At 66.7% G+C, this 14,271-nt stretch carries 10 protein-coding genes; 6 read left to right on the top strand and 4 right to left on the bottom strand.

What is annotated here, in order from left to right:
• The first annotated feature begins 416 nt into the window (after positions 1–416).
• Positions 417–1,928 carry a DHA2 family efflux MFS transporter permease subunit gene (locus AC1X6S_RS13320; protein ID WP_483406232.1) on the top strand — a complete coding sequence of 504 codons (1,512 nt, stop codon included), beginning with the start codon at positions 417–419 and terminating at the stop codon, positions 1,926–1,928.
• Positions 1,929–2,030: 102 nt separating this feature from the next.
• Here the strand turns inward: AC1X6S_RS13320 and AC1X6S_RS13325 are convergent, their stop codons facing one another.
• Positions 2,031–2,597: a dihydrofolate reductase family protein gene (locus AC1X6S_RS13325; protein ID WP_483406233.1), complete on the bottom strand. Its 567-nt coding sequence runs from the start codon at positions 2,595–2,597 to the stop codon at positions 2,031–2,033.
• Positions 2,598–2,681: 84 nt separating this feature from the next.
• Here AC1X6S_RS13325 and AC1X6S_RS13330 point away from each other — a divergent pair, with 84 nt between their 5' ends.
• Positions 2,682–2,966, top strand: a complete 285-nt coding sequence (locus AC1X6S_RS13330; RefSeq protein ID WP_483406234.1) for a GNAT family N-acetyltransferase — start codon at positions 2,682–2,684, stop codon at positions 2,964–2,966.
• A 133-nt stretch (positions 2,967–3,099) separates the two neighbouring features.
• Here the strand turns inward: AC1X6S_RS13330 and AC1X6S_RS13335 are convergent, their stop codons facing one another.
• Both AC1X6S_RS13335 and AC1X6S_RS13340 read right to left on the bottom strand, forming a co-directional pair.
• Positions 3,100–6,681 (bottom strand): TM0106 family RecB-like putative nuclease, encoded by a 3,582-nt coding sequence (locus tag AC1X6S_RS13335; RefSeq protein WP_483406235.1) that lies wholly within the window; start codon positions 6,679–6,681, stop codon positions 3,100–3,102.
• A 24-nt stretch (positions 6,682–6,705) separates the two neighbouring features.
• Complete coding sequence (locus AC1X6S_RS13340; protein WP_483406236.1) at positions 6,706–7,653, bottom strand: Ppx/GppA phosphatase family protein; 948 nt, start codon at positions 7,651–7,653, stop codon at positions 6,706–6,708.
• 260 nt (positions 7,654–7,913) lie between these two features.
• On the opposite strand from AC1X6S_RS13340, the gene AC1X6S_RS13345 reads away from it, so the two are divergent.
• The 4 genes from AC1X6S_RS13345 (at position 7,914) to AC1X6S_RS13360 (ending at position 13,308) form a co-directional block, all read left to right on the top strand.
• The gene (locus AC1X6S_RS13345) at positions 7,914–8,534 is read left to right on the top strand and encodes a class I SAM-dependent methyltransferase (protein WP_483406237.1); all 621 of its coding nucleotides are present in this window, start codon (positions 7,914–7,916) and stop codon (positions 8,532–8,534) included.
• A 61-nt stretch (positions 8,535–8,595) separates the two neighbouring features.
• Entirely contained in the window at positions 8,596–8,757 is a 162-nt protein-coding gene (locus AC1X6S_RS13350; RefSeq protein WP_483406238.1) for a hypothetical protein, read from the top strand.
• A gap of 196 nt (positions 8,758–8,953) precedes the next feature.
• Entirely contained in the window at positions 8,954–12,460 is a 3,507-nt protein-coding gene (locus AC1X6S_RS13355) for a DEAD/DEAH box helicase (RefSeq protein ID WP_483406239.1), read from the top strand.
• A gap of 137 nt (positions 12,461–12,597) precedes the next feature.
• Entirely contained in the window at positions 12,598–13,308 is a 711-nt protein-coding gene (locus tag AC1X6S_RS13360) for a TetR/AcrR family transcriptional regulator (RefSeq protein ID WP_483406240.1), read from the top strand.
• Positions 13,309–13,476: 168 nt separating this feature from the next.
• On the opposite strand, the gene AC1X6S_RS13365 is transcribed toward AC1X6S_RS13360, so the two are convergent.
• A complete protein-coding gene (locus tag AC1X6S_RS13365) occupies positions 13,477–14,268 on the bottom strand; it encodes a siderophore-interacting protein (RefSeq protein ID WP_483406241.1) in 792 nt (263 codons plus the stop codon).
• Positions 14,269–14,271 lie beyond the last annotated feature (3 nt).

Consider the following 14,271-nt stretch of genomic DNA (forward strand, 5'->3'; position numbering starts at 1 on the left):
CCACCACGGCATCCGTCGCCAGCCGACGGCATCCGTTCTACCACGCACGCGTTGCTCGGCCACAAACGGTCGTTCGTGCGTTGCTCGGCCACAAACGGTCGTTCGTGCGTTGCTCGGCCACAAACGGTCGTTCGCGCGTTGCTCGGCCACAAATGGCGGGAGTTTTCGCGAAACCTCGACCATTTCTGGCTGAGCACGGATGCCCGAGGCGCCGAACAGCCATTTGTGACCGAGCACGGGGCACGGGGCACGGAGTTTTCGGTCGACGGAAAATTCTTTCCGCGAGTCGGGAATAGCTCGGCGTTCCCTGTCGTTGCGGCTACGGCGACGTCGATCAGGCGTTCGCATCGCACTCTGGCCCCCACGGTCCTGAAAGCTCGTCGAGCCTCGCGCCCGACCCCCAAGATTGGACCCTCGTGAACGAACGTGCCCCTCTCCTCGATGGCTCGGTAGCGGCATCCGCTGCCCCCATCGCTCCTGACCACACCGCCCGTAACCGGCGCGTGATCTGGTTGCTGCTCGCCGCGACCTTCGTCGTGATCCTCAACGAGACGATCATGGGCGTCGCGATCAACGAGCTGATGCTCGACCTCGACATCGACGCGCGTGCTGCCCAGTGGCTCACGACGGCGTTCCTGCTCACCATGGCGATCGTCATCCCGATCACCGGGTTCCTGCTGCAGCGCTTTCACACGCGACCGATCTTCATCACAGCGATGAGCCTCTTCTCGGTCGGCACACTCCTCGCCGCTCTCTCCCCCAACTTCGAGGTACTGCTCGGCGCACGCGTCGTACAGGCGTCGGGTACCGCGATCATGATTCCGCTCCTCATGACGACGATCATGACGCTCATCCCGGTTGCCCAGCGCGGCCGCATGATGGGAAGCGTCTCCATCGTCATCTCGGTGGCACCCGCCATCGGCCCGACAGTCTCCGGCATGATCCTCAACGCCCTGAGCTGGCGCTGGATGTTCTGGATCGTCCTGCCCATCGCTCTCGTCATGCTCGTCATCGGCATCAAGCGGGTTGAGAACGTGTCGGAACCCGAGCGTGTTCCGCTCGACGTGTTGTCGGTGCTCCTCTCGGCCTTCGGTTTCGGCGGCCTGATTTACGGCCTCAGCCGAATCGGCGAAAGCGCCCCCGCAGACGCCACAGCTGCGGAGCAGGCCACGGCGACAATGCCAATGTGGATCGCCCTCGGTATCGGCGTTCTCGGCCTGGCCTCGTTCGTCTGGCGACAGCTGCGCCTGCAGCGCACCGACAACGCGCTGCTCGACCTGCGCACCTTCCGCTCAGCGAACTTCAGCGTCTCGCTCCTCGTGATGGTCGTCAGCATGGCCGCGCTGTTCGGCACGATCATCCTGCTGCCCATCTACATGCAGCAGGTCCTCGGACTCGAGCCGGTCGAGACCGGCCTGATGCTCCTGCCCGGCGGGCTCCTGATGGGACTCCTCGCACCGTTCGTCGGCCGCCTCTACGACAGGGTCGGTCCCAAGCCGCTCCTCATCCCCGGCACGATCGTCGTGAGCGTCGCACTGTGGGCACTCGCCATGGTCGGTGAATCGACATCCCCGATGTACCTGCTCGGCGCTCACCTCGTGCTGAGCCTTGGACTCGCGTTCCTGTTCACGCCGCTGTTCACCTCAGCGCTCGGTTCGGTGAACCCGCACCTCTACTCACACGCCTCCGCGACAGTCAGCACCGTCCAGCAGGTCGCCGGTGCCGCCGGGACCGCCCTGTTCATCACCCTGATGTCGACAACGACGGCAGCTCTCGCGAGCGACGGAGCCTCGGATGTCGCGGCTGCGGCAGGCGGCGTGCAATCGGCTTTCATGGTCGGCGCGATCATCTCGCTGCTCGCCATCGTCGGAGCGATCTTCGTGAAGAAGCCGGCTGACATGCCCGAGGGTATGCCGGTCGGGCACTGATCCTCCAGCGATCAACAGCGCTCAACGGCGAAGGGCCGGTCAGGATTCTGACCGGCCCTTCGCTGTGTCATTACCGACGTGTCACCGCGGTGTCGATCCAGGTCACGCCCCCGCTCGCAGCACCCGATAAGTTGCCTGGGTGAAGCCAGCGCCGAGCTCGCGCGTCGCGGTCAGTTCGAGCGCCACATCGCTCTCGAGCGGCCCGAACAGCGGGATCCCGCTTCCGATGAGTACCGGCGCAACACTGATCGTGATCTCATCCAGCAGCCCCGCACGCAGGAACGTCGACACGGTCTTGCCCCCGTCGACGTAGATTCTCGTAATTCCCTCCCGCGCGAGCGTCTCGAGCACATCGTCGAGCGAGCGGTGCACCGTGGCGTCCGGCCACTCGGCGCTCTCGAGCGACGTGCTCAGGATGAGGATCCGCTTGCCCGCGTACGGGTATTCCTCAAACTCCTTGACCACGTCGTGCGTACCTCGGCCCATCACCAGCGCACCGACCGAGGCAAAGAAGTCGTCGTACCCGGTATCGCCGAGCGTTTCACCACGACCGACCAGCCAGTCAAGACCGCCGTCGTCACGCGCGATGAAGCCGTCAACGCTCGTCGCGAGAAAAGCGGATGCCGTCAGGCCGTTGTCCCTGTGGTTGCCGTTGTTCGTTGCGTTCATGCCGACACGCTACTCGCAGCATCCGACTCCCGAAAGTGGCTTCACCCCGCCCTCGCGGTCAGGCTCCGGGATTACTCTTAACGGATGCCATCCACCCTCGCCCACGAACCCGACGCGAACCGGTACACACTGCGGATCGGCGACGAGCTCGTGTGCGTCGCCGACTACTCGACGCGTCCCGGCGCCATCTATTTCACCCACACGTACACAACCCCGGCACGCCGCGGCAATGGCTACGCGGCCGAACTCATCGATTTCGCGATGAAGGACATCGAGACGCGGTCAGACGACCGTGTGGTTCCGGTCTGCTCGTTCGTTGTTGACTGGTTCTCCGATCACCCGGAGCGCCGCGGGCTTCTGTCGCGCTGACGCCGAGCCCGGACTTTAACCGCGCGTCGGCACCGGTTCCCGCTCGGCCGCCGGCCGTGCTTCCGACTCCGGTAACGGGTCCGGCCCTGACTGCGGCTCAGACCGTGACTGAGCTTTAGACCGTGACTGCGTCTTAGACCGTGACTGCGATCTCGGACTCCACCCGCGGCTCCAATCCTGATTGCGAACCGAGTTCATGCTCCGATTCCGCCAGGGTGATGAACGCGCTGAGTTCGGCGACCTCCTTCGCAGTGACGGGGAGGTAGTCGGTGAGCGCGGGCGAATACACGAGCCAGGCCGCCCACTTTGCCCGCGAAATAGCGACATTGAGCCGGTTCTTGAGAATGAGAAAGCCCATCCCCCGCGGCACATCCGCGGCACTGGACGCGGCCAGCGTCATGATCGCGACGGCGGCTTCCTGGCCCTGGAATTTGTCGACGGTGCCGACTCGGACATCGCCGAACCCCGCCTCAGCGAGCGCCTCTCGGACCTCGGCCACCTGTGCGTTGTACGGCGAGACCACGATGACGTCCGCCTGCTCGAGCGGACCGGCAGGGCGCGCCTCGGTGGGGTCCGTCCATGCCCGGCCGATGACGGAGCGGACAATCTCGACCACACGGTTCGCTTCCTCTCGTGAGTATGTGGCGTTTCCGGTGTGTTCGACCCGTTCCACGTGGAGTCCGGGTTCGACGCCCTCGAGCCGTCGCGTCGAGGCGACCTCGTGAGCCCGTAGTTCTCCCTCGTAGGACAGCCTCGACACCGGTGCCGTGACGGCGGGGTGCATGCGCCTCGACTCCGCGAGGAAGTACCCGAGTTCGGGCGGCAGCACGTCGTGTCCGTCGCTCACCCAGCCGAGTGCGGAGGTGTCGATGGGTTCGGGGTGGAGCCCCTGACTCACCTGCGGCAGTTGCTGCGGGTCACCGAGGAGAAGGAGATTGCGTGCCGCGACACTCGCGGCGATGGTGAACGCGAGCGAATACTGACCGGCTTCATCGATGACCAGGAGGTCGAGCGAGTGCCGAGGGAACCGCGCCTTGTTGCTGAAGTCCCAGGCCGTCCCGCCGAGGACGAATCCACTCTCCTCGCGCTCGGCGGCAAACATCAGCTGTCCGTTCGACTCCAGCTGGGTGTACGCAACGTCGGTGGCATCCGCACCGCTCTTCTGCACCTTGCCGACGAGACCGCCGCCGAGCCCAGCTTTGACGACCGCGGTGAGCAGGTTCTCCACAACCGCGTGTGACTGCGCGACGACGCCAATCTTCCAGCCGTGGTCGTTCACGAGCGCGGTGATCACGTGCGCGCCGAGGTAGGTCTTACCGGTGCCAGGCGGACCCTGGACAGCAAGGTACGAGGCATCAAGATCGAGCAGGGACGCCGTCACGGCGTCGATACGCTCACCCGTGACCGGCGCCAGGCGGCCGCTTCGTGTGCGGGGAGCTGTGCGGCGCAGAATGTCGACGACCGGGTCTTTCGGCCACTGGGGCTGGGCGTCGACGATGGCCTGCGCCCACTCTTCGATCGCCGGCTTCTGCTGCCCCGCTGGTGGCGGAGCACCCGGGGTCAGAGCGATGGGAACGGCGTCGTACGGTTCGACGCCCGCGGGCGTCGTCTCTTCGACGAGCGCGCCGCGGTCGTCGACCTCGAGCACGCGAACAGCCCTGGGCACACGCGCCCCGGGATCGCCGACCTTGGCGTCGAACGGGCGACCCTCGTACTCGTAAACGATGTACGGACCCGCCGATTCGCCGGGTTTGACGCTGCTGCCGGGGCCCCACTGCCCGGTGAGCCTCAACCAGCGGCGATCGTTCTTCTGCCTGCCCTCACGGAACCAGGGTTTCTCAACGCTGACACCACCGGGGGCAATGATGAGCACATCGCGGGTGTCTGCCCAGTCACCGACATCCTGGACGAGCCGGGCGAAGTGCCCCCACCAGAAGCTCTTCTGTTCGCGCTGGTGGTAATCGATCGCGGCGGCGGCGAACGCGGCAGCTGTCTCGTCTGCGCTGCGCCCGGCGGCAAGCCGGTCGCCGGCGAGGCCGAGCAGCGCGTACCGCAGGGGCGACGGCTCAACATCGGGAACTGAGTCTTTTGCTTCGTGCAGGGTTCCGGGAAGGATGCCGTTCTCGCGGGCACGCTCGATCAGCCAGTTGCGCAGGCGAACCGTCGAGACACAGTCGTACCGGTTGTAGTCGGCGATCTCGTCGAGCTTTCTCTGACCGGCCACGGCGTTGCCGCTCGCGATCAGGTGCTGCGCATCGGCGTACTCGGTGATCGAATCAGCGGCGTTCGTGACGCCATCCTGGTTGCGGATCTCGTCGCCCATGTACAGCGGCTCGAGCTTCTTGATCGAGTACGACCTCGACCCGACGCGGATGCTTTTCTTGACCATGGGGTACAGATCGACGAGCACATTCTCCCGCAACAGCGCGTCAACCTCTTCTTCGCCGACGCCGTGCCGAGCCGCGATCGACGAAAGATGCGTCCGCTCGTATGAGGCGTAGTGGTAGATATGCAGATTCGGGAATGTCCGACGGCGCTCGGCGACGAAGTCGAGGAACTGCCTCAGTGCGACGCGTTCCTCGGCGAAGCTGTGGGCCCAGAATGCCGTGAAGTTCTCGTCGTTGTCGACGAGGCCGAACAGGTAGTCGAGCCCCCAGGAGTGACCGTCGCCCTCGGTGTACAGCGGGTCGCCCTCGAAGTCGAAGTAAATGTCACCGGCATCCGGTTGCGGCAGCGCCGCGAGCGCCTCGGGGTGGAACACACGAACGGGTGGCGGGTTGTGATCCTCGGGGCTCGACGGTCCGTGCAGCTGAAGGTCGGCCTGCAGTTTGAGGCCCGCGAGGGTGGAGTCGCCAATCCCGTCGATGCTCGCCCCGGAATACGCGGCAAGCTGTTCGATCGTCGTGATACCGGCGTTCGCGAGTCGCGCACGCTGGGTGACGCGCATGCCGGCGACGAGGAGCACGTCGCGGCTGGCCTGGATCTCGAGCTCGCAGGTTTCACACCGGCCACAAATGGAGTACCGCGCGTCGCCCCAGGCAACGGCATCCGTCTCGGCGATGCGCTCGGCGATGATGCGGGCGAGCCGCTGCTTGCGCTTGCGGTACACCGGCAGGATGTCGCTGACCCTGTGCTCGCTCGTGGTGCCGTTGCCCAGCAGGAGTTCGACGGTATCTGCCTCCGCCACCCCGCGATTTTCGAGCTGTTCGACGTACGCGGCCAGCTGCAGCAGCGCCGTGACCTTCGCGGACCTGGCCAGCTTGGTGTCTTGCACGAGATACCTGCCGTCGGGCCTCCGCACGATGAAGTCTGCGAAGCCGACGAAGGTACCGTCGAAGAAGGTGGCCTGGAAGACCACGTCAGCCTCACTGGCGAATGCCCGATCGGTGGCGGCGACAGCGGCCTCGAGGGCGTCGCGGGTCATCTTGTCTGGCCGCTTGATCTCCGCGACTCCGTCGCCGAACTCGGCGCGATAGGTATCGAGCACCCTCGCCTCGTGTTCGTCTCCGAGCCGGCCGGTGCGGGTCAGCATGGCGTCGGCTTTCTCATCGACCTTCTCGGCGCGGCCGAGCTTCGCATCGAGCTTGCGGAGGAACGCGAATTCGCACTTCGACGCCGCTGTGAGGTCGCTGGCGCTGGTGACTAGTGAGTCGTCGAGGAAGAACACGTACCCTCCGATGGTCGGTGCTTTGAGGCTAGCGGCAGCGACCGACATCGGGCCGGGCGACGTCCACTCCGGCTACTCCAGTGCGAGGGCCACTCCGTCGAGGATGTCGTGCTCGCTCGTGAGCACATCGGTCAGCGGATGCCCGCTGGCTTCCGTGAGATCCCTCACCCAGCGAAGCACCTCGGCCCAGATCACCGCGCCAGCCGGAAGAACATCCACCCGACCCTCGACCAGGTACGGCAGGGCAGCGCGTTGTTGCCGCGGCATCCGCACCAGCTCGTCACACGCGGAAAGCACGGCATCGAGGGGCAGCCGCGTCCCGTTGATCGCCACCGGGTCATAGCCGGGCAGGCGAAGCGCGTGCGCCGTGATCGTCGTGACGGTTCCCGCAACACCGAGAACCACGGATGCCGCCGCCAGGTCGACGACGCGGCCCGCCTCCTCAAGGGCGGAGCGCACGTCGGCGGCGAGCGCGTCCCTCTCCGCATCAGACATGGGATCGCCGGGCGAATGCCGTTCGGTGAGCCGCACCGACCCGATCTCCATCGACACCGCGGACACCGGGTGCGAATCGCCGAGGACCAGCTCGGTCGAGCCGCCACCGAGGTCAACGACGAGACGCATGCCCTCGTCGCGGTCGGCCGGGCCGAGGGCACTGAGCGCGCCGGTGAACGACAGCTCGGCCTCCTCGCGACCGTCGATGACCTCGGGTTCCACTCCGAGGATCTCGCGAACCGGGCCCAGGAAATCGTCGCGATTGGCGGCATCCCGGGTCGCACTCGTCGCAACGAATCGCAACCGCTCAACCCCGTGCTCGCGGCACAGTTCGGCGTAGCGGCGGGTGACGGCGAGGGTGCGGTCGAGGGCGTCGGCGGCGAACCGGCCGGTCCGGTCGACGCCCTGGCCGATCCGCACGATTTCCAGGGTCCTGACCACGTCGGTGAGGTGCCCCCGCTCAACATCGGCGATGAGCAGGCGGATCGAGTTGGTTCCGCAGTCGATGGCGGCGACTCGGGTCATGGGCGGCTCCCTGGGGTGGATCGGGTGGGGTTGCGTTTACGGAGTTGGGCGGGCGGCGGGACGGGTTCGGTTGGGCAGCGGACGGGTGGATCGGGCGGCGACGCGGAGGCCCGCTCGCCGAGCGCTACAGCTCCATGCCCGCGCTACAGAAGTATCTGCAGCCCACGCATGGAACTGTAGCGCTCGACGAGAGCGCGAGCACGGGCACCCAGCCGCACTCCAGCGCGCACCCAGCAGCGCGCGATTAGGCTGAGCGGGCCATGACCACAGCACACGACCAGGACGCACTCGACGACCAGACCCGCCGTCTCGTCGGCGCGCTTCACGGCCGCGTGCTCGAGATCGGCGCAGGCAACGGCGAGAACTTCGACATTCTCGCCAGCGGGATCGACTGGGTCGGCCTCGAACCGAACCCCAAACGGCTTGACGAACTCGCCTATGAGGCCGACCGCAACGGCCACAGTGCACCGCCCCTGAACGCGAAGGCCGAGAACATCCCCCTCCCGGATGCCAGCGTCGACGCCGTTCTCGGAACCCTCGTCCTGTGCTCGGTCACCGACACCGATCGCGTGCTCGACGAGGTCGAGCGGGTGCTCAAGCCCGGCGGATCCTTCGTTTTCGTCGAGCACGTTGGAGCGCCGCCCCGCACTTTCCGCCGCGCCGCCCAGCGGATCGCCGCCCCGTTCATGAAGCTCGCCGCCGGCGGGTGCGACCCTGTCCGCGACACCGAATCCCGGATCCGCGCCTCCCGCCTCGCCCTGACGGAGATCGAGCACTACGACCTGCCTGGCACGCTCGGCGTCAGCGTGCCGTTCATCGCCGGCCGCGCCGTCAAACCGGTCGAGTCGGTCACGCCGCCCGATTCCGCGCAACCCGTATAGCACTCGAAGCCGCCGGAATCTCTCCCTTCCACTGGAGCTTTTCGGCGGTTAGCGTTGGGTCATGACTGATCACGAGAACGCCAAGTCCGACGACCTCTCCACCGCGAACTCGGAGGAGTCCCCCAGCCAGCCAGCCGAGAACCTGCCTGACGGCTCGGGTTCGGACAACCCGAACAAGGGCGACACCGACCGCGACACGGTTTCGGGCGGCCCCGCAGACTAACTGCGCTCGCGCCCTCCCGCGCAACCACCGACGAAGGGATGCCGCCCGCGATCACCGCTGGCGGCATCCGTTTGTCTGCTTCCGGTTCTCCGACCGCCACCGACCCAGACCGGCACCGATACAGCCCTCAGCGAACGGATGCCGCCTGCTCGCCACCACGCGGCTGCCTGTCAGTGGCGCGTGAGAACATTGAGGTATGACGTCGACCGCAACTCCCCTGGTCGATGTGACCGACATCATCCGGCTCGTCGGCAACTCGGCGTTCAACCGAGCGGCTGTCTATGCCCGCAACGGCGCCGTTCTCAAGGTCAACTGGAACTCAGACACGAGCCGCCTGACCGGCACCGTCCAGGGCACAGACTTTGAGCCGTACCTCTGCAAGGTCAACCTGGCCGCCGGAAGCAAGAGCTACAGTCGTCCCACATCGAGCACCTGCACCTGCCCGCTCGGCGGTGCGTGCAAGCACGTGGCCGCGACCCTGCTCGCGAGCAACGCCGCCCGGGTGAAGCAGCTCAACGCCGGCTCGGCCGCGAGCGCACGCACCAGTGACGACGAGTGGGCCGACGAGGCCCCGTCGGTTGAAGACAGCTGGCTCGAACGGCAGATGCGCGAAGCCGACGAGTGGGCTGGCATCGAACACCGCCCGTTGCGACCTGCGGCGAAAGAGCCATCCGGTCCGCCGCAGCCTGCCTGGAAAACCGCGGTGAGCGCCCTGACCGGCGACGCGACGGCATCCGCCCCACTCACTCACACGATGATGGGCCTGCAGTTCGAGCTCCGCGAGCAGACGCCGCGCACCCAGCACCGGTGGAACGGCCCCACCGCCAAGACGGCGAAGTCGACGAGCGAAATCAGCGAGTACCGGCTCGGTGTTCGCCCGGTTATCCGCAACGGCAAGGGCAACTGGGTCCGCACCAACGTGGGGTGGAACACCTTCAGTTATCAGGTCAACCGGCTGGGTCTTCAGCCCGACCAGCACCGCTGGTTCGGCCAGTTCTCGGCGCTGCACCGCGCCACCCGCGAGGTGTACGTGGGCGGACAGGAACTCGACTGGCTCTACCTCGACGATTTCCACAGCCCGCTGCTCTGGACCCTGCTCGCCGAGGGCAGGCGCCTCGGCATCGAGATGCTCGGTGCCAAGAAGGATGCGACGGTCACGATCGGCAGCGAAGCGAGCGTCACCCTCGACGCACGCACCGACAGCGCCGACCTCCGCCTCGAGACCACCCTCATCATCGACGGCGTCGAGTATCCGGCCTCGGACGCCGGCAGCATCGGCAACCACGGCGTCTACAGCTACGCCCTCGAACCCGTGCCGTCGTTCACCCTCGCGCCGACGAAGTCCCCGCTGACCGACGAGCAACGCCGCCTCATCGGCAAGCCGTCCACCGTCATCGTCCCCGCCGACGACATCGGCGAGTTCCTCACCGAGTTCTACCCGAAACTCCGGCGGTCCATCGCGATCACCTCCTCCGACGAGACCGTCGTGCTGCCCGAGGTCGAGCCGCCGACGCTCGTGCTCACCGCCACCTTTGGCGCGAAGCACACGCTCTCGCTCGACTGGGGCTGGGAGTACGTCGAGGGAAGTTCGGTCAGACGGATGCCGCTGGCCGCGTCCCCGTCCGACGCGAGTCTCCGCGACACCGAGACCGAACTCGCCGTTGCACAGACCGCCATGCGGATCCTGCGGCCGGCCCCGCTCACTCCCGTAGCCCTGCAGGGCCTCGACGCCGCCGAGTTCACCGACAAGGTGCTGCCGCAGATCGAAGCGGCCGACGGCATCCGCGTCGATGTCATCGGTGAGCGCCCCGACTACCGCGAACTGACCGAGACCCCCAAGCTCAAGGTCACCACCGTCGAGACCGACCAGCGCGACTGGTTCGACCTCGGCGTCGTGATCACGATCGACGGCCAGAACATTCCGTTCGGTCCGCTGTTCAAGGCGCTGTCGAAGGGGCAGAAGAAGCTCCTGCTCGTCGACAACAGCTACCTCTCACTCGAGCAGCCCGAGTTCCAGCAGCTGCACGACCTCATTGAAGAGGCTCGCTCGCTGGCCGAGTGGGACACCGGCCTGCGGATCAGCCGCTACCAGTCCAGCCTCTGGGATGACCTCGAAGACCTCGCCGACGAGAGCGAACAGGCCGCGAGCTGGCGGGCATCCGTTACCGGGCTTCGCGAGCTCACGAGCGTCGAGCAGACGCCGCTGCCCGCCGGCCTCCAGGCGAACCTCCGGCCGTACCAGCACGACGGTTTCAACTGGCTCGCGTTCCTCTGGAAACACCAGCTCGGCGGCGTCCTCGCCGACGACATGGGCCTCGGTAAGACGCTGCAGGCGCTCGCGCTCATCGCGCACGCCAAGGAGACGGCACAGCCTGGCACGCATCGGCCGTTCCTCGTCGTCGCACCGACGAGCGTCGTCTCCAACTGGCAGCTCGAGGCCAAGCGGTTCGCTCCAGACCTCAAGGTCGTGGTCGTGACGTCGACGCGGGCGAAACGGCCCCGCGCCGCCCAGATCGCCGACGCCGACATCGTCATCACGTCGTATACGCTGATGCGGCTCGATTTCGACGAGTACCTCGACCGCGAGTGGGCCGGGCTGATCTTCGACGAGGCCCAGTTCCTCAAGAACCGCACGTCGCGGGTGCACCAGGCCGCTCGCGACCTCCGCGCTCCGTTCAAACTCGCCATCACCGGAACCCCGATGGAGAACAACCTCCTCGAGCTCTGGTCGCTGTTCGCGATCGTTGCTCCCGGCCTGTTCCCCTCGGCGAAGAAATTCACCGATGCATACGCGAAGCCCATCGAAAAGGGATCGAACGACGAACTTCTCCCCCGCCTGCGCCGTCGCATCCGCCCGCTGATGATGCGCCGGACGAAGGAACTCGTCGCGAACGACCTGCCAGCCAAGCAGGAGCAGGTGCTCGCGATCGACCTCAACCCGAAGCACAGGAAGCTTTACGACACGTTCCTGCAGCGTGAACGGCAGAAGCTGCTCGGCCTGCTCGGTGACATGGACAAGAACCGGTTCATCGTGTTCCGCTCGCTGACGCTGCTGCGGATGCTGTCGCTCGATGCCTCGCTCGTCGACGAGCAGTACTCGAACGTGCCGTCGTCGAAGCTCGACGCGCTGTTCGAACATCTCGAAGACGTCGTCGCAGAGGGTCACCGCGCGCTCATCTTCAGCCAGTTCACGTCGTTCCTGCAGAAGGCGGCGGCCCGGCTCGACGAGCAGGGCATCCCGTATGCGTACCTCGACGGTTCGACGACGAAGCGAGCGGATGTCATCGCGAGCTTCAAGGAGGGCGAGGCGCCGGTCTTCCTCATCAGCCTCAAGGCTGGCGGGTTCGGTCTCAACCTCACCGAGGCCGACTACGTGTTCCTGCTCGACCCGTGGTGGAACCCCGCGAGCGAGGCCCAGGCCGTCGACCGCACGCACCGGATCGGGCAGACCAAGAACGTCATGGTCTACCGGATGGTCGCGAACGGCACCATCGAGGAGAAGGTGATGAAGCTCAAGGAGCAGAAGGCCAAGCTGTTCAGTTCGGTGATGGACGACGACGCCGTCTTCAGCTCTGCGCTCACGGCCGACGACATCCGTGGTCTGCTCGAAGAGCCTGAGGAGCCGACGGCGATCGAGAGGGCCGCCGAAGAGTTCGCCGTTGTCGATGCCGAGCGGCGCTCCCGCTGGGTCTCCGTCGAGTAGCGGTCGACTGCACCCCTCGGTTACGCCGTCGACTGCACTCGGCTTGGCCGGCGATTTGGCCGGCGATTTGGCCGTCGGTTAGCGTACCCCCCGGTCGAGGGGTATGTGTCCATGGCATCCCGGCCTAGGCTGTGTAAATGTTGGGCCACGACAGATCGGACACCCCGCCTCAGGCAGTGCGCGAGCGCCTCGCCGACGCGGCCTACCCGCTGCTCGACGAAGCGGGCGTCCATGAGACTGGCATCCACGACACGGCCGAAACGCAAGGCCGACGGGCATCCGGAGTATCGGCAGACGACCGCGAATTCTCGCTGAACGACGACGTCACCGGGGCCGCGAAGGGCGGACCGGAGTGGACATTCGGAATCGTCACGGCCGGCGCGCAACGGCGCGGAACGACCCCCGAGAGCAGGTTGCTCGCCATTTTCGACGTCTTCGACGAGTGGTTTACGCGCCACGACCACGAGGCGCAGACGTTCATCAGCGTGCTTCTCGACATGGAGCCGGCCCACTCGTCGGGGCGGGTCAGCATCATCCACCTCGACCGCATCCGGCTGTTCGTCCTCAGCCTCGCCCGCCAGGCGGGGCTCGTCGACGTCGAGGAGTTCGCCCTCTCGTGGCACATCCTGATGAAGGGCGCGATCCTCAACGCTGCCGACGGCGACACACGCGCTGCCACCCGGTCACGCGAGATGGGCCGCGACCTCATCGCCAGGTTCTCTCCCGGCAGCATCCGCGCGGAGCGGGCAAGCGACGCCTACGACGACGTTGACTGGGAAGTCGAGGATGCCGTGACCGCGCGTCGGCCACGCGTCGACTCCAGCATGTCGTTTGAGGACTACCACTGAGTCGAGCGGTGCGGTGCTCCCGGGCGGCCGCACCGCCGAGCGCGGCAGATGCATGCTCGCGCTACAGAAGCTTCTGCAGCCTGAGGATGGATGTGCAGCGCTCGAGCCTGAGCCCGTGCCTGAGCCCGCGCTTGAGCCCGCGCTTGAGCCCGCGGATGCCACGACGGCTCAGTGCTGGGCGTGGTACTCGGCTTCCCCGCGCTTCCAGTACCCCTTGACGACCGCCGTCGCCGGGTCGAGGCCCCACCGGTCGAAGAACAGGGCGCGCCCGGGCTTCATCACCGACTGCTCGGCGGCGATGAACGCGAAGATATCCCCGGCGGGCCGGTCTGCTTCGGCGAGAGCGTCGAGGGCCAGGCCGAGTGTCGAGCCTTCCTCGGCCCGCCCGCGATGCACCCAGCGCACCTGAACCCCGTCCGGGGTTGCGAGATTCTGCTCACTCGCGGCATCCGGGACTTCGACGACGACCTGGCCAACGGCATCCGCCGTCATCGCGCCAATGAAGCGCTTGATCGCCGGGAGGGCTGATTCGTCGCCGGCGAGGAACCAGCCGTCGGGGGCGCCGTCGAGCACGAGCGACCCTCGCGGGCCGCCGATCCCGACGGTGGCGCCGACCGGAGCGGTTGCCGCCCACGGGCCCGCGACCCCGGCATCGCCGTGGAGCACGAACTCAAGATCGAGGATCCCTGCCTCGGCATCCCACGACAACGGGGTGTATTCACGACTGATCCCGACGGAGCGGACCGCGGCAGGGTCAAGGCCGGCGAGGGCATCCGGCGCACTCTCGCGGTTGGGGAAGAAGACGCGAATGTGGTCGTCCGAGCCGAGCGATCCGAAGCCGCGGAGATCGGCGCCCTCGAACCTGAGACGGACATAAGACGACGTCAGCCACTCACGACGGGTCAGGCGGGCGGTGCGAAAGACAAGCTCGCGGGGTGAGCGGGTGAGCGAGAAGGTCATGGC

This window comes from Mycetocola sp. Y442, assembly GCF_056898615.1.